General features: G+C 58.2%; 20 protein-coding genes. 9 read left to right on the top strand and 11 right to left on the bottom strand.

The window, feature by feature from the left end:
* Positions 1-2: 2 nt before the first annotated feature.
* Positions 3-965, top strand: coding sequence for a glycoside hydrolase family 75 protein (locus tag NP603_RS05075; protein WP_256609836.1), 963 nt, complete (start codon positions 3-5; stop codon positions 963-965).
* Between the two features lie 132 nt (positions 966-1,097).
* On the opposite strand, the gene NP603_RS05080 is transcribed toward NP603_RS05075, so the two are convergent.
* Complete coding sequence (locus NP603_RS05080; RefSeq protein WP_256609837.1) at positions 1,098-1,904, bottom strand: SDR family oxidoreductase; 807 nt, start codon at positions 1,902-1,904, stop codon at positions 1,098-1,100.
* A gap of 666 nt (positions 1,905-2,570) precedes the next feature.
* On the opposite strand from NP603_RS05080, the gene NP603_RS05085 reads away from it, so the two are divergent.
* The gene (locus NP603_RS05085) at positions 2,571-3,185 is read left to right on the top strand and encodes a GrpB family protein (protein ID WP_256609838.1); all 615 of its coding nucleotides are present in this window, start codon (positions 2,571-2,573) and stop codon (positions 3,183-3,185) included.
* A gap of 188 nt (positions 3,186-3,373) precedes the next feature.
* Here NP603_RS05085 and NP603_RS05090 read toward each other — a convergent pair whose 3' ends face one another.
* From NP603_RS05090 to NP603_RS05100, 3 genes are all read right to left on the bottom strand, one after another.
* A complete protein-coding gene (locus tag NP603_RS05090) occupies positions 3,374-3,502 on the bottom strand; it encodes a hypothetical protein (RefSeq protein WP_256609839.1) in 129 nt (42 codons plus the stop codon).
* A 112-nt stretch (positions 3,503-3,614) separates the two neighbouring features.
* Entirely contained in the window at positions 3,615-4,043 is a 429-nt protein-coding gene (locus NP603_RS05095; RefSeq protein ID WP_256609840.1) for a GreA/GreB family elongation factor, read from the bottom strand.
* A 400-nt stretch (positions 4,044-4,443) separates the two neighbouring features.
* The gene (locus NP603_RS05100; RefSeq protein WP_256609841.1) at positions 4,444-5,355 is read right to left on the bottom strand and encodes a DMT family transporter; all 912 of its coding nucleotides are present in this window, start codon (positions 5,353-5,355) and stop codon (positions 4,444-4,446) included.
* Between the two features lie 192 nt (positions 5,356-5,547).
* Here NP603_RS05100 and NP603_RS05105 point away from each other — a divergent pair, with 192 nt between their 5' ends.
* The 3 genes from NP603_RS05105 (at position 5,548) to NP603_RS05115 (ending at position 9,023) form a co-directional block, all read left to right on the top strand.
* Positions 5,548-6,960 (top strand): aminotransferase-like domain-containing protein, encoded by a 1,413-nt coding sequence (locus tag NP603_RS05105; protein ID WP_256609842.1) that lies wholly within the window; start codon positions 5,548-5,550, stop codon positions 6,958-6,960.
* Positions 6,961-7,275: 315 nt separating this feature from the next.
* Positions 7,276-7,830 (top strand): cytochrome P460 family protein, encoded by a 555-nt coding sequence (locus NP603_RS05110; RefSeq protein WP_256609843.1) that lies wholly within the window; start codon positions 7,276-7,278, stop codon positions 7,828-7,830.
* Between the two features lie 104 nt (positions 7,831-7,934).
* A complete protein-coding gene (locus NP603_RS05115; RefSeq protein WP_256609844.1) occupies positions 7,935-9,023 on the top strand; it encodes a lactonase family protein in 1,089 nt (362 codons plus the stop codon).
* Between the two features lie 210 nt (positions 9,024-9,233).
* Here the strand turns inward: NP603_RS05115 and NP603_RS05120 are convergent, their stop codons facing one another.
* Positions 9,234-11,630 (bottom strand): Lon protease family protein, encoded by a 2,397-nt coding sequence (locus tag NP603_RS05120; RefSeq protein ID WP_256609845.1) that lies wholly within the window; start codon positions 11,628-11,630, stop codon positions 9,234-9,236.
* A 1,100-nt stretch (positions 11,631-12,730) separates the two neighbouring features.
* Here NP603_RS05120 and NP603_RS05125 point away from each other — a divergent pair.
* Positions 12,731-13,216, top strand: coding sequence for a hypothetical protein (locus tag NP603_RS05125; RefSeq protein WP_256609846.1), 486 nt, complete (start codon positions 12,731-12,733; stop codon positions 13,214-13,216).
* Positions 13,217-13,426: 210 nt separating this feature from the next.
* On the opposite strand, the gene NP603_RS05130 is transcribed toward NP603_RS05125, so the two are convergent.
* The 4 genes from NP603_RS05130 to NP603_RS05145 all read right to left on the bottom strand — a co-directional run bounded on the left by NP603_RS05130 (position 13,427) and on the right by NP603_RS05145 (position 18,523).
* Entirely contained in the window at positions 13,427-13,780 is a 354-nt protein-coding gene (locus NP603_RS05130; RefSeq protein WP_256609847.1) for a hypothetical protein, read from the bottom strand.
* Between the two features lie 555 nt (positions 13,781-14,335).
* Complete coding sequence (locus NP603_RS05135) at positions 14,336-14,917, bottom strand: hypothetical protein (protein ID WP_256609848.1); 582 nt, start codon at positions 14,915-14,917, stop codon at positions 14,336-14,338.
* Between the two features lie 61 nt (positions 14,918-14,978).
* The gene (locus NP603_RS05140; protein WP_256609849.1) at positions 14,979-17,495 is read right to left on the bottom strand and encodes an ExeM/NucH family extracellular endonuclease; all 2,517 of its coding nucleotides are present in this window, start codon (positions 17,493-17,495) and stop codon (positions 14,979-14,981) included.
* Positions 17,496-17,728: 233 nt separating this feature from the next.
* On the bottom strand, positions 17,729-18,523 hold the full coding sequence (locus NP603_RS05145) for a UDP-2,3-diacylglucosamine diphosphatase (protein ID WP_256609850.1): 795 nt from the start codon (positions 18,521-18,523) through the stop codon (positions 17,729-17,731).
* Between the two features lie 251 nt (positions 18,524-18,774).
* Between NP603_RS05145 and phoU the strand changes: the two genes are divergently transcribed.
* On the top strand, positions 18,775-19,512 hold the full coding sequence (gene phoU, locus NP603_RS05150; RefSeq protein ID WP_256609851.1) for a phosphate signaling complex protein PhoU: 738 nt from the start codon (positions 18,775-18,777) through the stop codon (positions 19,510-19,512).
* 48 nt (positions 19,513-19,560) lie between these two features.
* On the top strand, positions 19,561-19,917 hold the full coding sequence (locus NP603_RS05155) for a hypothetical protein (protein WP_256609852.1): 357 nt from the start codon (positions 19,561-19,563) through the stop codon (positions 19,915-19,917).
* 262 nt (positions 19,918-20,179) lie between these two features.
* Here NP603_RS05155 and NP603_RS05160 read toward each other — a convergent pair whose 3' ends face one another.
* Together NP603_RS05160 and NP603_RS05165 are read right to left on the bottom strand one after the other, a co-directional pair.
* A complete protein-coding gene (locus NP603_RS05160) occupies positions 20,180-20,953 on the bottom strand; it encodes a ParA family protein (protein ID WP_064022412.1) in 774 nt (257 codons plus the stop codon).
* A 57-nt stretch (positions 20,954-21,010) separates the two neighbouring features.
* Complete coding sequence (locus tag NP603_RS05165) at positions 21,011-21,499, bottom strand: zinc ribbon-containing protein (protein WP_256609853.1); 489 nt, start codon at positions 21,497-21,499, stop codon at positions 21,011-21,013.
* Between the two features lie 89 nt (positions 21,500-21,588).
* On the opposite strand from NP603_RS05165, the gene leuS reads away from it, so the two are divergent.
* On the top strand, positions 21,589-24,177 hold the full coding sequence (gene leuS, locus NP603_RS05170; RefSeq protein WP_256609854.1) for a leucine--tRNA ligase: 2,589 nt from the start codon (positions 21,589-21,591) through the stop codon (positions 24,175-24,177).
* Positions 24,178-24,185 lie beyond the last annotated feature (8 nt).

A 24,185-nucleotide genomic window follows, 5' to 3' on the forward strand; every position in this document is an offset into this window, starting at 1 on the left:
CCATGTCCGATTGCCGCTTAGCCAAATCTGCCCGCCGTACCGCGATCGGTTGCGGTTTGTTGTTAGTTGTCGCGGCTGCTGCCGGCCATGCCGCCGACTGCGGCATGGCGCAAGCCTTCAAGCAGCCGGACGGCAACGCCAAAACCGGCCTCACCCCGGTTTGGTCGGATCGCGAGGCCAAGGCGCTGTTTTTCATCGAAGCGTTGAACGTCAATACCGACGGTACCCGCCGCTCGTACAGCGTCGACGATTTTTGGGGTGAGGAAAAAGCCTTGAACAACCTGTGCAACGCCATGAGCGATGCTTGTGCCGGACTCGGCAAAGATGGGCTGCGCAGCCGGCGTTTGCTCACCCAAAAAGCCTTCGCCGCCGGATGGCCGGCCGCGCTATTGGCCCAAACCAAAATATCGCCGGCGATCATTCCGTTCAAGGGCGGGAAACCCTGTCCGCCGGTGGACGGATTTTTGGTGTCCGCCACCGCGTTGCACAAACCGAATGTGGCCGACGTCTGCGACATCGGCAACTATGCCGATGCTTTGGTCACGCCGGCCCTGGTGCTGCCGAAAAATCCCGCTAAGAACACCTTATCGGAATTTGCCAAACGCCATGCCAAGGTCGGCGATTTGGCCGTGGCGCTGGTGCCGGGCAGTTCCGCACCGGTATTTGCCGTGGTCGGCGATACCGGCCCGGCCAGCGAACTGGGCGAAGGTTCGGTCGCCTTGAACGGTAAATTGCTCGGTAAAAGCGCGCCGCCGGCCAACTACCAGGAGGTGCGCGGCAAGGGCGCATTCAAAGGCAAGGCCTGGACGGTACCGCAAGCGATGGTGCTGATCTTCCCGGCCAGCGGCGACAGCGCCAATCCCTACCTGACGCCGGAACGCATCGACACGGCGGCGAAAAAACTGTTCGAAGATTGGGGCGGCGTGGCACGGCTCAACGCCTGCGCCGCCGATTACCGCCGGTAGTGATATGTTGCGGATTTCGGCCGATGCGGATGCAAAGCGTAATTGCATGTTCTGATGAAAACTTCCTCCGATTACGCTATTGCTAATCAGAGCGAACTGGCCAAGCATGAGCAACCATCGGGTGGCGATCCATCATTCGGTGCTTGGTGCAGCGGCAGCACCGGCCAAGATTCCACCATCCATGTTAAGTTCCGCACCGTTCATGTAAGCAGCCTCGTCGGAGGCGAGCATGATGGCTACGGCCGCCACTTCATCCGGCCGGCCGAAGCGTCGCATCGGGCAATCCTGCACGAACTCGCGCATCCTGATTTCCCGCTCAGGCCCCTCCCCGAGCATCGGCTCCCACATGGGGGTAAGGACGGCCGCCGGGTGGATCGAGTTGCAGCGTATCGGCAGACCCTGTTCGGCGCAGTAGAGCGCAACCGTTTTGGTGTGGTTGCGGACAGCCGCTTTCGACGACGCATAGGCGGCCGCGGCGGGAATGCCGACCAGGCCGGAGCGCGAGGAAATATTGATGATCGACCCCGCGCTCGCCGACCGGCGCATTGCCTGAATGGCATGCTTGCAGCCAAGGAAGACGCCATCGAGGTTGGTGCGATGCACCGCATGCCAATCCTCGAGCGAGGCATGCTCCGGATCATGAACGAAACAGCCGCTCTCGAATCCTGTGATGCCGGCGTTATTGACCAGCACGTTCAAGCTGGCGCGTTGGTCGAGGACCCGTGCCATGACAGACTGCCATTGACCTTCATCGCGCACGTCAAGATGGACATAGCGTGCCTGGCCGCCCAGGCCGACGGCCAGCTCCTGGCCCGGAGCATCGTCAATATCGGTCAGATAGACGAAAGCGCCATTGTCGACAAAGGCCGTAGCAATCGCAGCCCCGATGCCACGCGCAGCACCGGTGACCAAGGCGGTCTTGCCCTCAAGTCGTTTCATAATGTTGTTCCTCATGGTGAACTGTCCCTTTGTCGGACGGGGCGTTAGATGAACTGAACCAGACTGCTTGGCAGGCGACGAACGCCATCAACCCCGAAAGCCAATCGATGCCGAAGTCCTGCAAACAGCGTAATCCCCTTCTCGAGGATGACTGGCACCCACGACAGTGTCAGCTCGTCGACCACCCCATCTACCAACCCCTGACGGACTGCTTCCGCCGTCCAGACACACATCGCGAGAGCCTGGTTCCCACAGTTGCTTCAGGACTTCATCTATCGAACCGGCTTGGGCCGTTTCCCCGTAGCGGGGAGACAAAGGGCGATGCGTCATCAGCACGACAACCCGTTTTCCCGAATAGGGCCACTCATCGAAACAGCGCAGCTTTTCACCGGTATTGCGCCCCATGGCCAGTGTATCGGCAGGGCTCATCTGGCGATTATAGCCAGTCTCAACCGGGCTGCCGCTAGAGTAGGGGCGAACCAGGCGAGATCGCCATGCGGGCCGGCGATGAATCCATCAAAACTCAAGGCGAGAAATCCGCTGACGATTGGTCGATCCCTGTGGCACTGCTAGAATTCGAGATTTAAACGTGCCCACTTGTTGCGCCGATTACAGAATGGTCATAGAAAACACACTCACGTACTTGCCCGTCGTGGAGCGGCAGCGATGAAAGTTGCTTTGGTGCCCTATCAATACCGCTGGCAGGATGACTTTGCTCGCCATCGTCAGGCCATTGAAAAAGCGCTATCGGACTTTGTCCCTGACGTCGAGCATATCGGGAGTACCTCACTGGGCGACATCGCCGCCAAACCCATCATTGACATCCTGGTTGGCTTGCAGGACGAACAATCCCTTGACGCCGCGGTCATCCCGCTACTTGACGCCGGCTACACCTACATCGAAAAGTTCAATGCCGGCATGCCCTATCGGCGCTTCTTTGTCGCACTGGTTGCGCTCAAGGACATTCCGTTGCCGCGCATCCTCGGTGATAAGGACGAACTGGCTTTCGGGCGTGAGTACGACTCCGTCGCCAATATCCATGTCATGACCAGAGGCAGTTACCACTGGATACGGCACCTCGCATTCCGCGATTATCTACGCACGCACCCGGAGGTCAGGAAGTCCTACGAGGCCCTCAAGCTCAAGATTGCGGAAATCGATTTCGCCGATCCTCTCGAATACAACAGCCACAAAGAGGATTTCATCGCCGAGCAGCAGGAGAAGGCGGTGGCTTGGTTCGTCCGGGTGCATGGAATCGAAATCCAGGATCGCTTGGCCTGAGTTTCCTTGCTGAAGTTATGGGGATGAACCCGCACAGACGCGAATTTGCCGAATGAGATCGTCCGGTGTTGCAGACGCTGTATGTCGCTTAACGGGCTGCGGCTTTTCCGTGGCTCGATCGCTAGGATGCGGTAAACAACGTGCGCGGCATCGTTCGCGAATGGTGCGGTTCGTAAACGTACTACACCCTAAGCCTGCTTTTGGCTGGACATTTGCCATTGGCACTGTTGTTTCGTCTGGCGGCTTTGGGTCGAACTGACAGGTACCGCGCTGGCTCTGACATCGACATCGGTCACTTGAAAATGGACTTTGCTCATCGTTGCAATTCCCCAAATAGCTTGGCCAGCTTGTCGCGATTGGCTTTTGCCCATACCAGCAGCCGGACATTTCGCGCGGGGCGTGTGCAGTGGATGATTCCCGGAGTGCCCCCTACATCTCGTAATGTTTTGTGGCCTCCGGTTGAAAATAGATCATGTCGATCCGGATGGATTTGAGCCCTTCCGGAAATTGCCATTCAACGGTGCTGCCAACGGAAAAACCGATAATCGCAACTCCCAGATCGGAAAGAATGGATAGTTTACCTTGCTGGATATCTTCATCGTTCGGGAACACCAGCGTATATGTCATCGTCTTTCCCGTGGTTATGTCGGTGAGGCGGACACAGGTATTCATCGTGACGACATAAGGCGGGATCTCTTCCGGCGGCAGAATGGTGGCTCGGTTGAGTTCGCCTTCCAGCGTATCCAAGAGAGCCGACTGCGTGGAACCGAATTGTCTTGCCGTTATGATCAAATCCCGTAAACGGGCGCAGTCGAGCGCGGAAAGAATGATGTTTCTGGCTTTCATGATGTCTTTCATGGTCGTCGCTTCGCCGTGTGAATGATGATAGAGAGCTTGTGTCGGACTGTTCTTTCCAAATTGAAATAGTCTGATTGGGCTTCCGACTTAAGCCGGGACAAAAACAAGCGTTTCTGCGCAGTCCTTTGTCGAGTTAACGATCAAAAAAAGCACATAAGGAGCCCGCAACTCACCGTTCGATTATCAATCAGCTGGTTGGTCGTGGCAACAAAAGTCTTCGGCAGCTAACTCGATACCATGCGCTCCCGGGAGAGGTAGGCCGAACAGCGAGAGGCGCAACGGTCGCGATCGATGTGCCTACTGGTGTTATAGCCTGCGTTCGACCGGCAAAGCCTATTCGGACCGATACGATTAACCGGCGAGTTTGTTTGCTAAACAATCGAGCATGTTTAGGCGAGAGTTAGCTGTGGCCCGGTGGGCGCTGTACTGGCGCGGCAACGGGGCGGCGTCCGCCGGCGACGCAGAGCAGCACGATGGCCGCGGCGATGACCTGGCCGGGTTCGATCGCTTCGCCCAGTACCAGCGCCGCGCCGGCGAGGCTAAAAAACGGCTGTACCAGTTGCAACTGGCCGATCCGGGCAATGCCGCCCAGCGCCAAGCCTTTGTACCAGGCGAAGAACGCTAAGTACATGCTGACGACGCTGACGTAGCCGAATCCGGCCAGGCTGCGCCAGCCGACCGCCGACCATGCCGGCGGCACGGCCTGCCAGACGACGGGCGCCAACAGCGGCGCCGGCAACAACAAGGCCCAGCTGATGGTCTGCCAGGCGCCCAATTCCCGCGCCAGCCGGGCGCCTTCGGCGTAACCGAGGCCGACGGCGGCAACCGCCGCCAGCAATAACAGGTCGGCGCCGTTCGGCTTACCGCCGGCGCTGAATCCGCAAAAGCCGACGATGGTCGCGCTGCCGATCAAGGTTGCCAACCAATAACGCGGCCCCGGCCGTTCGCCGGCCAGCCAGGCGGCGAACAGCGCTGTCGCCAGCGGCGCCAGTCCGACCACTACCGAAGCGTGGCCGGCGGCCGCAGTTCGCATCGCCAAAGTCGACAACAACGGATAACCGACCACGACGCCGGACGCGGTCAATGCCAGCCGGCCCCATTGCCGGCGTGACGGCCGCGGTGCTTTGGCCCACCATAACATCGCGGCCGCCAGCGCGGCGGCAACCAGCGCCCGGCCCAGGCCGACGAACACCGGGTCCAGGTCGGCGACCGCCAGCCGGGTGGCCGGTAAGGTCAAACTAAAGCCCAGGATGCCCAGCATCCCGAATGCGGCGCCTTGCCGCTCGGGCGGCGTTCCGTGTTTCGTAGTCATCGCTTATTCTCGCTATCGAATGAAAAAACGCCGCGTTGATGATCGGTCTGATCCAGCGGCGATTGACGGCGATATGCTAGCCGGCTAAGCTGGTACCTACACAGACGTACTTGTGTGAAATTCTAGCGATACAGATGGCGTGTAACCCTCTCTGTATCGGTCCGCGCCACCCTGATCTGTACCACTAGCCCGATGACGTTGCTGTACCAGGAAATTGCCGAACATCTCGATCAGGCGATCGCTCAGGGCGTTTACCGGCCCGGTGAGCGCTTGCCCAGCGTGCGCCAGCTCGGCGAGCAGCACCGGGTCAGTCCGGCGACCGCGGTACAGGCCTTGCGCTTGTTGGAAGACAGCGGCCGGATCGCCGCCCGGCCGCGTTCCGGCTATTACGTTACCGAACGGCGCGAATCGGTATTGCCGGAGCCCGCAACCTCCGCGCCGCTGCTACAACCGACGCCGGTCAGCGGCCAGGCCTTGGTGTTGCAGCTGGCCAAGGCGGCGGCCGAACGGCGCAGCGTCCCGCTCGGCGCGGCGGTACCGGCGGCGTCGTTTCTGCCGACCTTGAAAATCGAACGCGCGTTGGCCGGTTGCGCCCGCCGCCATCGGCAGCGCATCGCCGGCTACGAATTCGCGCTGGGCAATCCGGAGTTGCGCCGCCAGATCGCCAGACGGATGTCGGAAGCCGGCTGTACCTTGAGCGCCGACGACATCGTCGTCACCAACGGTTGCCAGGAAGCGATCGCGCTGGCGTTGCGGGCGGTGACCGAGCCGGGCGACATCGTCGCGATCGAGTCGCCGATCTTTTACGGCCAGTTGCAGGTGATCGAATCGCTGGGTCTGAAGGCCATCGAAATCCCGACCCACCCGCGCGACGGCCTGTCGCTGGCCGCGTTGCAACTGGCCTGCGAGCAATGGCCGGTCAAGGCTTGTCTGGTGGTGCCCAATTTCAGCAACCCGTTGGGTTATTTGATGAGCGAAACCGGCAAACGCGAATTGTTGGCGTTGGCCAGGCGCCACGACTTCGCGCTGATCGAAGACGACGTCTACGGCGATCTCGGCTTCGCGGCGAGCCGGCCGCCGGTGGTCAAGGCCTGGGACGAGGAGGGCAGGGTGCTGCATTGTTCGTCGTTTTCCAAGTCGCTGTCGCCGGGCTTGCGCATCGGCTGGATTGCACCGGGGCGTTACTTGCAGCGCATCGAATATCTGAAATACGTGGCGAATCTGGCCTCGCCTTCCTTATCGCAGATCGCGACCGCCGAAATCCTGGCCGACGGCGGTTTCGAGCGCCATCTGCGCCAAATCCGCCGGCGTTACGCCGAGGCGGTCGACCGGATGACCGATGCCGTGGCTCGCCATTTTCCGCACGGCACCAAATCCACCCAACCCGCCGGCGGCTTCGTGTTATGGCTGGAATTGCCGGAAGGCAGCGACGCCTTGGCCTTGGCGCAACGAGCCTTGTTGGAAGGCATCAGCATTGCGCCGGGGCCGATTTTTTCTGCCAGCGGCAAATACCGCAATTTCATTCGGCTCAATTGCGCCTGCGACTGGGACCGCAACGTCGAACGGGCGCTGGAGAAACTCGGCCGCTTGGCAGCGGCCGGCTGAAACCGCTTTGCGCGGATCGTTCAATTAGACCTTCGCTTCCGGATAGCCCGCGACTATTGGCGGAGCCCACCATAATTCGCGGCATGCTGCGGGCTGTTCGAAGCGATTGGTTTCTTCAAGTTATTGAATTCAATCTTTATTCCGCTTTGGCATGCCTGTTGCGATAGTGCAGGTGCGGCGTTGGTCTGGCCGCATTTTCGTAACGGGTTTTCAGGAGTGGGTGTTATGCACAGCAGCGAATTGGCCGGAAAAAAGGCGATTGCTTGTTTGGCACGGTCGCGCTACCGAGGCGGGTTTGCGCATGGCGGCGGAACGATGCAGCTTCGCTTGATTTTTGCCGCATGTTTAGCGTTAGCCAGCACGCCCGGCTGCGCTGCCGATTCGCTGGCAGAGACTTTCGGTAGCATCGTGGCGACCAACGGCACAATCCATTTGCCGCCAGCGGTTCGCAGCCGCTGGCAACATCTGGGTTCTTGGTTGGTGGCCGACCCCAACGCACCGGGACACGGTTTTCACGACGTTTACACCCAACCCGACGCAGCGGCCTACTACCGCCGACACGGCCGGTTTCCGGACGGCGCGATGCTGGTCAAGCAGATTAGTGCGATCCGTCACGCGCAACTGACCACCGGCGCGGCGGATTACGCCGGCGACGCCAAGGTTTGGTTTGTGATGGTGAAAGACGCGATAGGCCGCTTTGCCGGCCATCGCGATTGGGGCGACGGCTGGGGATGGGCCTTGTTCGAGGCGAAAAATCCGCAAGCCAACGTGTCGCAAGGCTACGTCGCCGCCTGCCGCAACTGCCATTTGCCGGCGCAATCCAGCGACCGGGTGTTCGTACAGGGCTATCCCGGCCTGCATGCCGAGTAGCGACAAACATTTGCAACCGGCGTGAGGATTTGACGATCCGCGCCAAGCCACAATCCGCATCGCCCGTTTCGACGGGAAACCATTTTTTATCGAACGAGGACTTTATGAACAACACCATCAAATCATTGGCCGCCGCCGTCGCGTTACTGTCGCCGTTGGCCGGTCAGGCCAGCCCTGCGCCTTACCAAGAAACCGCCTATACCTTGTCCAACGCCGCCACCAATACGGTGTTGGCGTTTCGCTTGAACGCGGCCGGCAAAATGCAGCCGGCCGGCAGTTACGCCACCGGCGGCGCCGGTACCGGTGCCGGCTTGGGCAACCAGGGCGCGTTGGCCTTCGGCGAAAACCAGCGCTACCTGTTTGCGATCAACGCCGGCAGCAACGATGTGTCGGTGTTCAGAGTGCGCGACAACGGTCTGGAATTGGTGGATCGCGCCGCCGAACCCGGTTTGACGCCGGTCAGCCTGACCGTCGCCCACGACCGGGTTTATGTGGTCAACGCCGGCGACGATTCGATTTTTGGATACCGTTTCGATGCCCGTAGCGGCCGACTTTATCCGTTGGAGCAGTCTTACCGCAAACTGGGCGACGAGGGCAGCGGGCCGGCGCAGATCAGTTTCGACCGCGACGGCGATGCGTTGGTGGTGACCGAGAAAGCCGGTAATAAAATCGTCAGCTTTACCCTGGATCATCGCGGATTGCCGGAGCAGAAGCATAGCTTGGCTTCGGCCGGCAACACGCCGTTCGGCTTCGCCTTCGGTAAGCGCAATCAGTTCTTCGTTTCCGAAGCGCAGGGCGGGGCGGCCAACGGCGCCACCGTCTCGGCCTACCGCTTGCACGAAGACGGTAGCGTGCAATTGCTGGACGGCGCGGTGGCCGTGGACCAAACCGCCGCCTGCTGGCTGGCGACCACCCCGAACGGCAAGCTGGCCTTCACCGCCAATACCCCGGCCGGCTCGATTGCCTCGTTTGCGATCGGCCGCCACGGCCAGTTGGAATTGCTGCAAGCCCGCGCCGCCGAGGAAAGCCGCCCCAACGACTTGGCGGTATCCGACGACGGCCGCCGCTTGTACAGCTTGAGTAACGGCGACCACAGCATTGGCGTGTATAAAATCGGCGTCGACGGCGAGTTGCAGGCCGTGACCCGTTTGAACACCTTGCCGGCCGGCGTTACCGGACTGGTGCTGCGCTAAACCGAGTCCGGCTGCTTGATGGCTATCAGGCAGCCGGTTTTTCTATTGCCAATGACGTTGGAGAACTGCAATGCCGATGAACCGCCGCGAATTTTTGGCCGCGACCGGCGCGGTACTGCCAAACGCAAGACTTGGCCAATTCCGGCGCACGGTTAACGCCTTTCGCCAAACGACGTACCGGTGCTGCGACAGCTAGCGCGGAATCTCCTGTTATTTGCCGTCGCTTTTGGCGCCGAACTCCTTGATAGTATTGGTGAACTGCTTCAATTGGGCGTCGATGCGGCCGTTGAACGAGTCGGGCGGATAGGCGCCGGTGGCGTCGGCGGTGCCGACTTCGATGCCGCTCAACAATTCCATCGCTTCGTCGACCGTCGTGACCGGATAAATATGAAATTGCCCGGCCTGGGCGGCGTGGACCACGTCCCAGCGCAGCATCAGATGCGACACGTTACTGGCCGGAATGATCACGCCCTGGCTGCCGCTCAGACCGCGGGCGGCGCAGATGTCGAAAAAGCCTTCGATTTTTTCGTTGACGCCGCCAATCGGTTGCACCTGGCCGAGTTGGTTGACGGAACCGGTCATCGCCAGATCCTGGCGCAGCGGCACTTGCGCCAGTGACGACAGGATCGCGCACAACTCCGCCAGCGACGCGCTGTCGCCTTCGACGTGGCCGTAGGACTGCTCGAACACCAGGCTGGCGGATAGCGAGAACGGGCTGTTGCGGGCGTAACGGGCGGCGATGAAGCTGGACAATATCAGTACGCCCTTGGAATGGATCGCGCCGCCCAATTCGGTTTCGCGTTCGATGTCCACCACCTTGCCGCTGCCCATCCGCGTCGTCGCCGTGATCCGCGACGGCTGGCCGAAGCTGAACTCGCCCAGTTGCAACACCGACAGGCCGTTGATCTGGCCGGCGACGCGGCCTTCGGTGGCGATCATGATCGTGCCGCGGCGGATGGTTTCGTACAGCCGCTCGCGCAATTGGTCCAGCCGGTGGTTTTTCTGGTCGATGGCCTGTTGCACGTCGCTGTTGGCGATCGCGGTATGGCCGTTTTCGGCGGCCCAATAGTCGGCCTCGGCCAACAGGTCGCGGATGCTGCGCAGATGAGTCAGCAGCTTTTCCGAGTCGTCGGCCAGCCGCGCGCTGTGTTCGATGATGCGCGCCACGGCCGACCGGCTCAACGGCCGCAGTTTTTCGCGGCGGGCGATGGTGGCCAGCAAGCGGGCGTATTCCAGTGTGTTATGTTCGCGGTCGATATGGCTGGCAAAGTCGGCGGCAACCTTGAAATAATCGGCGAATTCCGGATCGTAGAAATTCAGCAGGTAATACAGCATCGGCTCGCCCAGCAGCAAAACCTTGACATCTAGCGGAATCGGCTCCGGTTCCAACGAGGTGGTGCTGATCAGGCTCAGCGCCCGCTCCAGCGATTCGATGCGGATCTCGCCGGCTTGCAGCGTGCGTTTCAGGGTTTCCCAGGCGTAGGGTTGCAACAGCAACTTGCGGGCGTCCAGGATCAGATAGCCGCCGTTGGCTTTATGAAACGCGCCGGGCTTGATCATCGTGAAGTCGGTGACCAGCGAGCCCATTTGCGCCTGATGGTCGATGCGGCCGAGCAGGTTGGCGTAATTGGGCAAATCCTCGCACACGACCGGCGCGCAGCGTTTGTGGTTCAGGCTGACCATCAGGTTGACCCGGTAGCGCTTGAACGGAGCCGGTTCCTGCGGCAATTCCATGAACGAAAGCACCTTCTCGCTGTGGGGCATGAAGTCGCGGACATGGTCGATGATGTCCTGTTGCACCGCGCTCAGATACTCCTGCACCGCCTGGTTTTTGGCGTATTTTTCCTTCAATTCGTCGATGGAATGGTGCACGGCCAGTTCGGCGACTTCCCGGTTCAAGGCCTGGATCTTGCGTTTGGTCTCCTTGCGCCATTGCGGAAATTTCTTCAGCGCATCCTGTACCTTTTCCTGCAAATCCAAGACCGTGTCATGAAATTGATGCTGGCGCTCCTTGTCCAGCTTGTTGAATTGGTCCGGCGTATAGGGTTCGTTGTTGTCGTCGGCCGGCAGGAAGGCGTAGCCGTTCGGGGTCTCGGTGAAAATGATGTGGGCCTGTTCGGCTTCCTCGCGCAACCGGTTGATGGCTTCCTGCTCGCGTTGGCGCGATTCGTTTTCCAGCTCGCCGGCGCGCGAGCGGTATTCGTCGCCGTCGAAGGCGGCCGGGATGCCGACGCTGAGTTCGTCGATCAATTCGGCCATATCGTCCTGAAAGCCCTTGCCCTCGCCGGGCTCCAGCCGGATCGCCTTCGGCTTGGCCGGCTGGCTGAAGTTGTGCACGTAGCACCAATCCGCCGGCGGCGGTTGCCGGCAGGCCTCGTGCTCGGCCAGTTGTTTGATCGTGGTCATTTTGCCGGTGCCGTCCGGCGCCAGCGCGAAGATGTTGTAACCGCTCTTGTCGATGCGCAGGCCGAACTTGATCGCGGCCACTGCACGGTCCTGCCCCAGCAGCGTGTCGACGTCGTCCAGTTCGTCGGTGGTGGTAAAGCTGAACTGCTCCAGCTTGCACGGTTTATACAATTGCGACGGCTCTAGCGGTTTGATGGTCATGGCCTATGTTCCCTGTCCGGTCTTGGCGCGGCGTTGGTGTCGGTCTATGGATTCGAGTTTCGGTCCGGTCGAATATGGCAGCGATCCGGGCCGAAGCATGTTGCAGGATAAGCGGATTCAGGTCAAATTCCCCGGAATTGCCTGTCTGGGCGGCTGATTTTACTGAGGTTAGGCAATGTCGTTCAGTTAAGGATGATAGGAGCGAGCCATGCTCGCGATCAAGCGCCTTCGGTCGCAGGTATGGCCTGCTCCTACGGGATTTGCACATGCCGGTCGGTTCCTTAACTCAACGACATTTTGGGGTAGGGGGATTTGGTGTCGCTATCGCGACGGGTGTTTTGAAGTCGGGTCGCGGCCCGACGGCCGCGATACTTTCGCTACGAAAACCATCCCTGGTTTTCGCCCTTCGGGCCAGCCTATCGGCTGTTCAAATTCGTTCCAGACGAATTTGTGCTTGTCCAAAGAAAAGTATCCAAAGAAAAGGCCATCCGGATGCCGCTTCGATCCTGCGCGCCGAAGGGTTTGAATGGGGTTTTCCGAAGGGGCTTCCCAGCCCATGCGTAAAACGCACCGCATCCCTGCGACGCCCCTAACGGGCAAATCCGTTCAAACCCTCCGTTGCTCGGCGCGGCATACGGGAGAGAACCCCGCCGCGAAGTGTAAATCCAGCTAATATTTGGGCAGCTTTGTAGGGCGCATTAGCGATAGCGTAATGTGCCGAATGTTTTGGTGCCAACATGCGGCGCAATACGGCTACGCCTATTGACGCCCTACGAATTGCGCCTTACGGCCTTGCCGGTGCTCGAACCAGCCTTCAATCAACTGTGGCAAGGCGACACCATTGAAACAAACGCCATCAAATCCGGCAAATTCCTGATGGTGTGTTTCGTTAACTAAACCCGCATATTTAAGCCCATTGTATCGCGTTACCTGGCTTTCGAATTTATGCTACCATCCGATTGCCTTACTATTTTCGTTGTAAGGTAAACTCAGTTCTGATTGACGGCGGCTGAAATTGATTATAATTGCTTAAGGATTATTGAATTGTGGAGGTTAATATGAGGTATTTATTCGCAGGTAGGCAGGCAGGAAAAGTTAGCGTGACATTTTATTTATTAGTTACATTATTTATTTCATTAACCCCCATGGTCGCATGTAGTAGCACCATTTACGATCTGCGTTTGTGGAATGTTGATGATTATTTTTCTGCAACTCTCTCAAATGTCCTAGGTAGTGATCAGCAGCTTTTATTCGTTAACTATCAAGGTGACTCTGGGTATGTTGACATTACTAATTCATTATCTGCAGGCATCAATACGATACATCTCGAACTAATAAACTATGGTAGCGGATGGACATATTCTTATGATTTTAGAAGTAATGGCATCTCAATAGATACCGGTACTTGTGGTCTTGCTGGTAGTGTGGGTTGCACTGATGGCGATCCAAGCGGCGTAATGTCAGGCGTAAGGTTTTCAAAAGATATTCAGGTAAATATCGCAGCTGTTCCGCTACCTACAACATCCTTGTTGTTCTCAGCAGCACTACTCGGTTTAGGTTTGTTACGTAAAGCTGGTAATACTTAGCCACGTAGGGTGGGCACGGTTTTTGTGCCCACGCGGAATAGAATATATACCGTTGACGGTGGGCAGCTTTTTAGGGCACATTAGCGATAGCGTAATGCGCCGAATGTTTTAATGCCAACATGCGGCGCAATACGGCTACGCCTATTGACGCCCTACGAATTGCGCCTTACGGCCTTGGCTTCGGCAAAGTAGAAAGTAATTAAGTTGCGATTATTTTATCGGGAAAAGAGCGCATAGAAGAACAAACAGGAGTAACAGTCGGCTTAGTAGATCAAATATGCGAATTCCCACGATAGTACGCCCCACATAACCATGCCAGCGCCGCGAACAATTAAATGCAGATCGCCAATAACAAATCAGTCCGAAAAACATAAAAGCAAATTCAAGGATGCCCAAGGTAATTGAAACACCGGGGTGCAGCTTGTATCCAAATGCAAACAGATTCGCAAACCCCAATTTGCTGCCAATTACCATTGCTAATATCCATGGTAATGCTACAAGCAGTAGGAATGTAGGTAGAGCTTTTGCTTGGCCTTGCCATGCACTTCGTAGCCAATTCATCATGATATGCGCCTAACGTTGTAAGGGTGGGCACGGTTTTTGTGCCCACGCGGAATAGAATATATACCGTTGACGGTGGGCAAAAAAGCGTTGCCCACCCTACGTTTTTTGATTTTTCGTTAGACTTTGGGAGTGGTTTTCTCCCGTTATTCCGCCCCGAGCATCGCAGCTCTTGTGCCCCGTGGGTATTTGGCGGGAATTGCCCGGAGGGGCGCGGCAGGGATGCCGCGCGTTTTCGGAGGGCCAGGGATGGCCCTTCCGAAAACCCTCGGCAAAAGCGACAAATTTGCCTGGAGCAAATTTGAACAGCCGATAGGCTGGCCCGCAGGGCGAAAACCATGGATGGTTTTCGTAAAAGCGCAGGATTAAGGCGGAATGTCGAGTGGCCTTTTCTTTGGATACTTTCTTTTGGCCGAAAATTGCTCCTGCATTTTCGGCATTCGCCACATCCTTGTGGCTCGCCACGCAAAAGAAAGTATCGCGGTTGTCGGTCCGCGAACCGACATCAAAACAATCGTCGCGTCAGCGACACAAAACCAAATCGGATTGCATCAAGTTTTAGCCTCGCTTCCGCCGAAACCCACCCAAACTTACCACCACCCCACTAATAAACATAACCAAAGCCCCCGGCAACGGCACGGCGGTAATATCAAAGCTACGGCTGGCATTAATTCCCATCGGACCTTGGTTCAAAAAGATCAGACCTTGATTGAAGTCGGATAAATCGGAGGCGATCGCCAACGTCACTTGGCCGGCGACCAGCGCTTTGAAATGCAACGTCGCCAGATTGAACGCCAATGCGGTCGATGCATCGCTGATGATGCCGGGAAACGCCGAGCCGGCGGCGTGCAGATTGACCAGCAAGCTGTCGTCGGAGAACAGCGGATTGATCGTGCTGCCTTGAAATTCCACCAGGCCCGAGATCGAGCTGGCGGAGTTCAAGCCGAAAGCCAACAGCTCGTCGCTGCTATCGGCCGCGAACAGATCGTGCGCGACCAGATCGATAGCGAATACATCGCCGACCCGGATTGAATTGCCGGCGGTTTCCAGGCTGAAGGAAAGGGTAGCTGCCTGGCAATGGACCGTGGTCAGCATCAGGCTGGCGCCGCATAGCGCCAGAATACGAAGCAAGTTTTGCATATTGTGATCCTAAAAATTAACCAAGGCCGTCGGCAAACGGTTTGCCGGTGGCCATTCGGATTTATTGAGCGCTAACGGATGCGGTGTAGCTGTTGAAATGGCCGTACCAGGTTCGATAATCGGCGTACGTCACACAGCCGGTCGCGTCGTAATCGGCTTCGGCGTTAAACCCTGTCTTACCCACGCATTTGCCGACTTGAGCCTTGATCAGGCCGGCGTCGCTGTTGTCGACATCGCCGTCGTTATCCAGGTCGCCGGGGACGAACAGTTTGACCAGCAATGGATCGTGGTCGGATGAACGATATACATCTGCCGCGTAGAAGCTGGTGACTTGATTGGCCGATTTGAACTCGGTGTTGTAATCCAGCGCGCGCGGTTCGTCGGCGTTGATGTGCCATTCGCTAGCGCTTTTGACTTGCGGCGCTAGCGCGCTATTGGCCAGCGCGTGGTCCAGATAACCGGCCGCGCCGTCGAACACGTAGCTGTACGCCGCCCGATTGCCGATCATCGTTTCCAGCAGGTTGCGGTAACCGGCGTTCTTCAGTGCGGTAATCGGGTCTTCCTGGGCATAGCTGTTCAGGTCGCCGACGATCAAGCTGTTGGCCGCGCCTTGCTGGGTCGGGTCGCCGGCCAGCCAGCTTGCCAGCGCCGTGGCGGCCTGGGTGCGGGTCTGGTTGCAGTTGCCCTGGCCGTCGCCGGTATCCGGATCGTTGACGTCGTCGCAGGCGGAGCCTTTGGATTTCAAATGGTTGACCGCAACCGTCAGCAGTTTGTTGGAGGCTTTGTCCAAAAAGGTTTGAGCCAGGGTAGGGCGGTTTTTGCTGTCGATGAATTGCGGGTTAACAGACGAATCCAGAATCACCACCTTACCGGCCGCTGTGACTTTCGCCGGCTTATAAATGATGCCGACCGCGATTTCGTCCGTGCCGACTTTGCTCAGGCCCGGATTGACGAAGGCGTAAGTGCCGGCGCCGGCCAGTTGATTCAAACCGTTCACCAGGTCGGCGATGGCGCTGGTGCTGCCGTAGCCGTCGTTTTCGATTTCCATCAAGCCCACCACATCGGCATTCAGCGCATGGATGGCGGGAATGATTTTGGCGCGCTGGCGGTTGAATTCGGCCAAGGTATTGGCGCCGCGCGCGGTCGGGAAGCCGCCGCCGACACCGTTGCCGTTGAAGTAATTCAACACGTTGAAGCTGGCGACCTTCAACGAGCCCAAACCGGTGGGTGCCGGGTTGGCCGGACGCGCGTTGCTGGCGGTAAACGCCAACGGTTGGGTCGGCTGCAAACGGTAGACGCCGAAATCGTAAGCCAACACGCCGGTGGCGCCGGATACCGTATTGCCGGAGCGCAGGCTGTTGGCCGCGCTCAAGCCGGCCGGTTGCGGATAGATCACCGGATCGGGATTTTGCTGGTTGCTGCCGTCGTCGACTAACAATTGGTTCAATTCATTTTGTGCAGCAACATCGTTGGCGGCTTGGCCGGGCGCAGCGACTTGGGTCGGCGTCCACAAACGGCCGCCGGACGACAACAGGAATTCGCCGTAACGGGCCAGATTGTAGTTCTCGGTCACTGTCAGGGTTTGCGGCAGTTGTACCAGCATGCCTTCCCAACGTTCCGGCTCGTTATTGGCGTTGTCGAACGGCAGGTTGATGGCCACCGGCGCGGGCAGGGCGTTGCCGCTGGAACACACTTCAACAGCAGCGACGTTTTCCAGCCGGGTCATGCCGAAGGTTTCGGCGACGCTGCCGACGATGTGGACCCGGTCGCCGGCGTTGACCGGCGTGCTGGCCAGCACGAACAGGCCTTCGGAAGTGGCCGGATTGGCGTCGGCATCGCTGCCTTGCTGGACGAAGAAACCATTCAAATTGCCGCTGCCTTGAAAGTCGGCGCTGACCACGGCTTCGACGTGTTGCACCGTGCCGTTCAGCGGGCTGACGCCGCCGCTTCCCTGAATCGCGCTGATCAAGGTTGCGGGCTGGCCGCATTGTGACGTGGGCGGTGGCGGCGCGATGCCGCCGAAGGTTTGGCCGGCGTTGATGCTGCCGAACGATGCGGTCGATTCGGCGGCCCAGGTAAAGTCTTCGTAATTCGAGCCGCTGCCTTTCAATTGCAGCGATTGGCCGGCTGCACCGCTGCCGGATTGGGAAACGCCGATGTCGACGCTGACCATGCCGTTGGCCGGGCCGTTGGTCGCGCTAAAGGTGCCTTCGTAACTGAGGAACTGCACCACTGCGTTACCGGCATCAACCAGGGCGATGCCATCCGGCGCGCCGTTTTGCAAGCCGGAAATGGCGCAGCTGACGCTGCCGAAGCCGTTGTTTTGATTGGGAATGCTGCCGCTCAGATTGCAGACCGGCGTGTAGCTGGCGCCACCGTTGCCGTTGTAGGGCACGACTTTCCAGCCGCTGAGGTCGGTGCCGGCCGGGCCGGCGATTTCGACGGCTTCGCCGCTGTCGCTGCCGGCGTTGTCGTAGTGGATTTCGTTGATGAATACCGGGGTGGCGGCTTCGGCGGCAGCGCCGATTGCCGCCATCGCCGCCAGTAACGGCAAGCGGCTGAATTGGTTTGCGATCATGGTCGGATAGTCTCTGGATGGCAATAACCGCTAACAGGCTTGGAAGCCTGGCCGACTCGCAGAAAACCCCGCCACCGGTTCAAGGGGGTAGCGCCGAGGCGGGACCGGTTGTAACAACCGATTCTGCAAGCCCGGTCGCATTTTGCGGGATAAGCCTGAGCCGCAGGTTAAGATACGGTGACGGTTTGCGGACGTTTTGGTGAAACGTATTACACCCGGCGGCCGTTCGATGTCTAGCCGGGGAGGGGCAGGCCGGTTTCCGCTTGCGCTTCCGGCATCGGTTTTTCCTGTTTTAACCAGTTCACCAGCTCCAGGCGGCCGTCGGCGTGTTCGACGATGGCGGTGCAGCTTTCGACGAAATCGCCGGTGTTGACGTAGGTGAAACCTTCGATGTCCTTGATCTCGGCGTGGTGGATGTGGCCGCAGATCACGCCGTCCAAGCCCTGGTTTTTGAGGGTGCGCACGATGCTTTCCTCGTAATCGGAGATGAATTGCACGGCGTTTTTGACTTTGAATTTGACGAAGGCGGCCAACGAAAAATGCGATTGGTAGCCGATCAATCGGCGGCAGATGCGCAGGAAGCGGTTGATTTCGATCAGCCAGTCGTAACCGACGCTGCCGATCTTGGCCAGCCAACGGTGGTGCCTGGCGATGGTGTCGTATTCGTCGCCGTGCACGATCAGGAAGCGTTTGCCGGCGGCCGTAGTGTGGATGTCGGAGCGCTTGACGACGATGTCGCCGAACACGTATTCGTCGTATTCGCGCACGTTTTCGTCGTGGTTGCCCGGGACGTAGATGATTTGGGTGCCGTGCCGGGCTTTGCGCAGAATTTTCTGGATGATGGTGTTGTGCTCACGCGGCCAGTACATCTTTTTCGACAAGGCCCAGAAGTCGATGATGTCGCCGACCAGATACAGTTTTTCGCTGTCGTTGTGTTTCAGAAAATCCAGCAGCGCTTCGGCGTGGCATTGGGTGGAACCGATGTGCAAATCGGAAATCCAGATGGTTCGGTATGTAGAAGCAGTCATAAATACGCTGGGTATGGATAGCGGATGTGGGGTATTTTTCTGGCTGTTTATGACAGCAGTATGACGCTTCCTGCAAGCGGGCGCCGGAACGGCGGATTTTGCCGGCCGCTTCCGCTTGTCACAATTCCGTCATCCGCGGTGCGCGGCCCCGCAAGGCCGGTCGATCGGCGCCGCGATGTCACATTCCTGTCACCTTCAGCCGTTACACTCCGGGCGTAAAACTTGCGCGTTAACCCGATAGAGACTTGGCTATGATCACTCCGACAGACACCGGCGGCAATCCGCATACGCTGCACGAATACGACAACGATCTGAGCCATTTGTACGGCCTGCTGCTGGAAGTCACCGACTTGTTGATCTACCAGTTCGAGCAAGCCATGCAAGCCATGGATTACGGCGACGCCGAATTGGCGCAGAAAGTCATTTCCCGCCAAAAAAAGCTGAAACATTACGAAAGTAAAATCGACGACGGCGTGTTGAGCGTGATAGCCCGGCATTGCCCGGTGGCCAACGATCTGCGCCTGGTATTGTCGGTATCGAAAATTTCGGCGGAGTTTTCCAAAATCGGCGACGAAATATGCGAATTCGCCCGGCTGGTGACGGTGTTGTTCGATCCGAATACCAGCGACCCGAACGAGAAGTTACTGGCCGACATCGTCAAGATGGGCGGCTTGGTCAAGGCGATTCTGGATAAGCTGATGGTGGTGTTCGAAAACCGCGACTCCAAGCAAGCCTATGCGCTGTTGCAATGCGACCAGCTATGCGAAAACGAATTGCAGGAAGGCATCAAGCACCAATTGGCCTATGTCCTGCACGACGCCCGCATGATCCGCCGGGCGCTGGACATCATGCAAATGATGAAGATTTTGGAGCGTTGCGCCGAGCATTGCCGGGTTATCGCCGAGCACGCCGTGTACATGCTGGACGGCGTTGATATCCGCCATGGCGGCCTGCTGCGCCAGCAAACGTCCGGCCGGAACAGCGTTTGACCGGCCGCGGATACGCCCGATTGTCTTAGCCCATTCCGGAGCCCAACCATGAGCATGATTCTGCCGTTTCCGTTTTACGGGTTTGCCGACTATTGCAACGAACTCAAGGCACTGGGTATCGATCCCGGCTATGTGATGTACACCGACCGCCACGCCAACAACGACCAACCTTCCGCCAGGCTGGTTGCGGCCGAACATTTGCCGGCGGCGCAGGCCTATATCGAAGCACCCAGCGATGCCGCGTTCGTCAGCCTGGTGCAGGCCGGCGTGCTAATGGACACCGAATGGGAGCGGCGCACCGCCGGCTGGCTGCTGGTATCGTTTACCGGCTGGGAAGTCCTGCACAAGGCCTTCAGCCGCTTGAACGCGAAGCTAGACCATTCGGTGCTGGATATGGCGGGGTGAAGGTGGTTGCGAGTTTGGCGAGTGCGTAATTTGCGTGCCGATCTGGAGCGATGGCTGGGTTGGTTTGCCTTTCGATTGAGCCAGTTTCGTAGGCTTGAATATCCAAGGTGCAAGTAAGCCGTTTTGGCGTTCCCGGTTTTTAACGTTTGCCGGAAACGCTGGCGCTTATTCCGGCCTACCGAAGCCACTTTTGGGTTGCAATCGACGCAAACAAAAAAGCCAGGCTGGACCTGGCTTTTTTAGTTTCACGCCAAGCCGGCGGCTATTGATGAATTTCCAAATGCAAGGCGCGGTATTCTTCGGTCAGTTTGTGCGACGGCGCGTAGTGGACTAGCGGTTGGGCGTCGCTGTGCGATTCGCGGACTTTGACCGAGGTCGAGATTTTGGTTTCCAGTACCGGCAGGCCTTCCGCGATCAGGTCTTCGACCAGTTGCCGCGGCAGATTGGCTTGCTTTTGGTATTGGTTGACGACGACGCCTTCCACTTCCAAATGCGGGTTGTGGTCGGCCTTGACTTCGGTGATCGCGCGCATCAGCGTGTACAGCGCTTCGCGGGCGAAGGTGTCGCAGTCGAACGGGATCAGACATTTTTCGGCGGCAATCAGGGCCGATAGGCTGTAGAAGTTCAGAATCGGCGGCGTGTCGATATAAATGTGCTCGAAGCCTTCCAGCCGTTCCAGCGCTTCGCGCAGTTTGTAGATTTTATGCCTCGATTCCAGCCGGCTTTGCAGGCCTTCCAAATCGGAATGCGACGGCAGCACGTACAGGTTGGGGAAGGGCGTTTCGTGGATCAGGCCGTCCAGGCCTTCCTTGCCGCCGCCGAACAGGCCCAGCCCCAGGCTGTCCTTGAAAAAGTGGGCAATGGTTTTGTCGGAATCCGCAACCTTGCTGCCCAGCAGGTATTGCGTCGAATTGCCTTGTACGTCGAGGTCGATTACCAGGGTTTTTTTGCCTTCGACGGCACTGATCGCCGCCAAATTACAGGTAATGGTGGATTTACCGACGCCGCCTTTCTGATTGAAAATCACCCTGCGCATAATCGCCCTCGATCAAGGAAAAATAAAGCCCGCATTATAAGGTTTGAGCCTGCAATATCAACAACGGCTGAAACTGTTGCCTTTACATTCCGGGCAAGCCGGGATGATGCTGGTGGATTTGAAAGCGATTTGCTTGCCGCAAGCGTCGCAGGTGAAGGTGCCGGGGCCGGCCACTTCGCCGCTTTGGTAGGGGTGGTACAGCTTGGCCTCCATTTCCAGCGCCGCCAATTTGACCCGGGTCTTGTCGGCGATGTCGAGAAAGGCTTCGAGCGCGAAGTTCTCGATCAGTTCGATATCGAACTTCAGCCACTCGGACAGCGAGTTGTTTTCTTCTTTTAGGCTTGGCGATGTGGCGACGTGTTCGACGTCGCGCATCACGTAGTCGGCGATTTTGTTGATTTCTTCCTGGGTATGGCCGCCCAGCGCGGCGGTTTTTTCCTTGGCGATTTCCAGCGCATCGGCCACCGTATGCAGCGTGTCGTCCATCGCTTCGTACAGATGGCCCATCAAGTCGTCGTATGCTTTGATCAGTTTGTTTTCGCCCATGCTTACTCCCGCTATTTATAGTATTCGCGCTTTAGATTTAAGCGCCTGTAAGGTATTCTAGCGCCTTTTTACAGCAAAAGACGAACAGGATGGAAGAGCATTACAACCCCGCGGCGATCGAAGAAAAAGTCCAAGCCGATTGGGAAAAATCAGGCGTGTTTACCGCAACCGAGGATACCGGCAAGGAAAAATACTACTGCTTGTCGATGTTCCCCTACCCGAGCGGCAAGCTGCACATGGGCCACGTCCGCAACTACACCATCGGCGACGTGATCAGCCGCTTCCAACGCATGCAAGGCAAACACGTGTTGCAACCGATGGGTTGGGATGCCTTCGGCTTGCCTGCGGAAAACGCGGCGATGCAGAACAAAGTACATCCGGCCGACTGGACCTATTCCAATATCGACTACATGCGCGACCAGCTCAAACGTCTGGGCTTCGGTTACGACTGGAGCCGCGAGCTGGCGACTTGCGATCCGGAATACTACCGCTGGGAACAATGGTTCTTCATCCGCCTGCTGGAAAAAGGCTTGGTCTACAAAAAAACGGCGCCGGTCAACTGGTGTCCGCACGACCAAACCGTACTGGCCAACGAACAAGTCATCGACGGCTGTTGCTGGCGTTGCGACACTCCGGTCGAGAAAAAAGAAATTTCGCAGTGGTTTTTGAAAATCACCGCCTACGCCCAGGAATTGCTCGACGATCTGCAAAAACTGCCGGGCTGGCCGGAGCAGGTCAGAACCATGCAAGCCAACTGGATCGGCCGCTCCGAAGGCGTGGAGATGGATTTCGCGGTCGAGGGCTTCGATTCGCCGATCCGGATTTACACCACCCGTCCCGACACCGTGATGGGCGTGACTTATGTTGCGGTCGCCGCCGAACACCCAGTCGCCAAAAAAGCCGCCGAAACCAATGCCGAGATTGCTGCATTCATCGAATCCTGCAAGCAGATGGAAACCTCGGAAGCGGCAATGGAAACCATGGAAAAACGCGGTATCGCCTCCGGTTACAACGCGATTCATCCTTTGACCGGCGAGTCGGTGCCGGTCTGGATCGCCAACTTCGTGTTGATGAGTTACGGCACCGGTGCGGTGATGTCGGTCCCGGCTCACGACCAGCGCGATTACGAATTTGCCAAACGCTACGGCATCGCGATTAAAGAAGTGATTGCGTCGGCCGACGGTAGCGACGATAGCGTCGCTGAAAAAGCCTTCACCGACAAAGGCGTGCTTAAAAACTCCGGCGAATTCGACGGTCTGGATTTCAAACAAGCCTTCGACGCTATCGCCGCCAAATTGGCCGACCTCGGCAAAGGCGAGCGCAAAACCAATTTCAGATTGCGCGACTGGGGCGTATCCCGCCAACGTTACTGGGGCGCGCCGATTCCGGTGGTTTATTGCGACGACTGCGGTACGGTGCCCGTCTCCGACGACCAATTGCCGGTGACGTTGCCGCGCGACGTGGTGCTGGACGGCTCGCAATCGCCATTGGCCGCGCATCCGACCTTCCCGCACACCGCTTGCCCGAAATGCGGCAAACCGGCGCGGCGCGAGACCGATACCTTCGATACCTTCATGGAATCGTCCTGGTACTTCGCCCGCTACGCCAGCAGCGATTGCCACAGCGCGATGCTCGACCAGCGCGCCAACTACTGGCTGCCGGTCGACCATTACATCGGCGGTATTGAGCACGCGATTCTGCATTTGCTCTACTCGCGCTTTTACAACAAATTGCTGCGCGACGAAGGCTTGCTGGTCTGCGACGAGCCGTTCAAAAACCTGCTGACCCAGGGCATGGTCGTCGCCGAGACTTTTTACCAATTCGACGAACACGGCCATAAAAAGTATTTCAACCTGACTCAGATCGAAGTCGAGCGCGACGCCAAGGGCAAGATCGTCGGCGCCAAGTTATTGGAAGACGGTTCACCGGTCACGGTCGGCGCGATCGAGAAGATGTCCAAATCCAAGAACAACGGCGTCGATCCGCAGGTGCTGATCGACAAATACGGCGCCGACACTGTGCGTTTGTATACGATGTTCACGTCGCCGCCGGACCAGTCTTTGGAATGGAACGACGCCGGCGTCGAAGGCGCGTTTCGCTTCCTGAAGCGTTTGTGGCGGCAAGTGTACCTGCACGTCGAAGCCGGCCTGCCGCAAGCGGCGCTGGACAAGGCCGCGCTGAGCGACGATCAAAAAGCTTTGCGCCGCCAGTTGCACCAAGCCTTGCAAAAGGTGACCGACGACATGGCCCGCCGCCACACTTTCAACACCGCGATTGCCGCCAATATGGAGCTGGTCAACGCCTTGAACAAATTCGAGGACGACAGCGCCAACGGCCGGGCGGTGCGTCAGGAAGTGTTGGAAAGCATTGTGCTGATGCTGGCGCCGATCATTCCGCACGCGGCGCAGCAACTGTGGAGCGACCTGGGCCGCGACAGCGATATTGTTGCCGCGCCTTGGCCGGAACTGGACGAGTCGGCGTTGGTGCAAGACAGCATCGAGATGGTGGTGCAGGTCAACGGCAAATTGCGCGGCAAATTGGCGGTTGCGGTCAGCGCCTCCAAGGAGCAGATCGAAACCTTGGCTTTGGCCGATGCCAACGTGCAGCGCTTCCTCGAGGGTAAGCCGGTCAAAAAGCTGATCGTCGTGCCGCAAAAACTGGTGAATATCGTTGTTTAACTGCGTTG

Origin of the sequence: Methylomonas aurea (assembly GCF_024505045.1) — a bacterium.
GTDB lineage: Bacteria > Pseudomonadota > Gammaproteobacteria > Methylococcales > Methylomonadaceae > Methylomonas > Methylomonas aurea.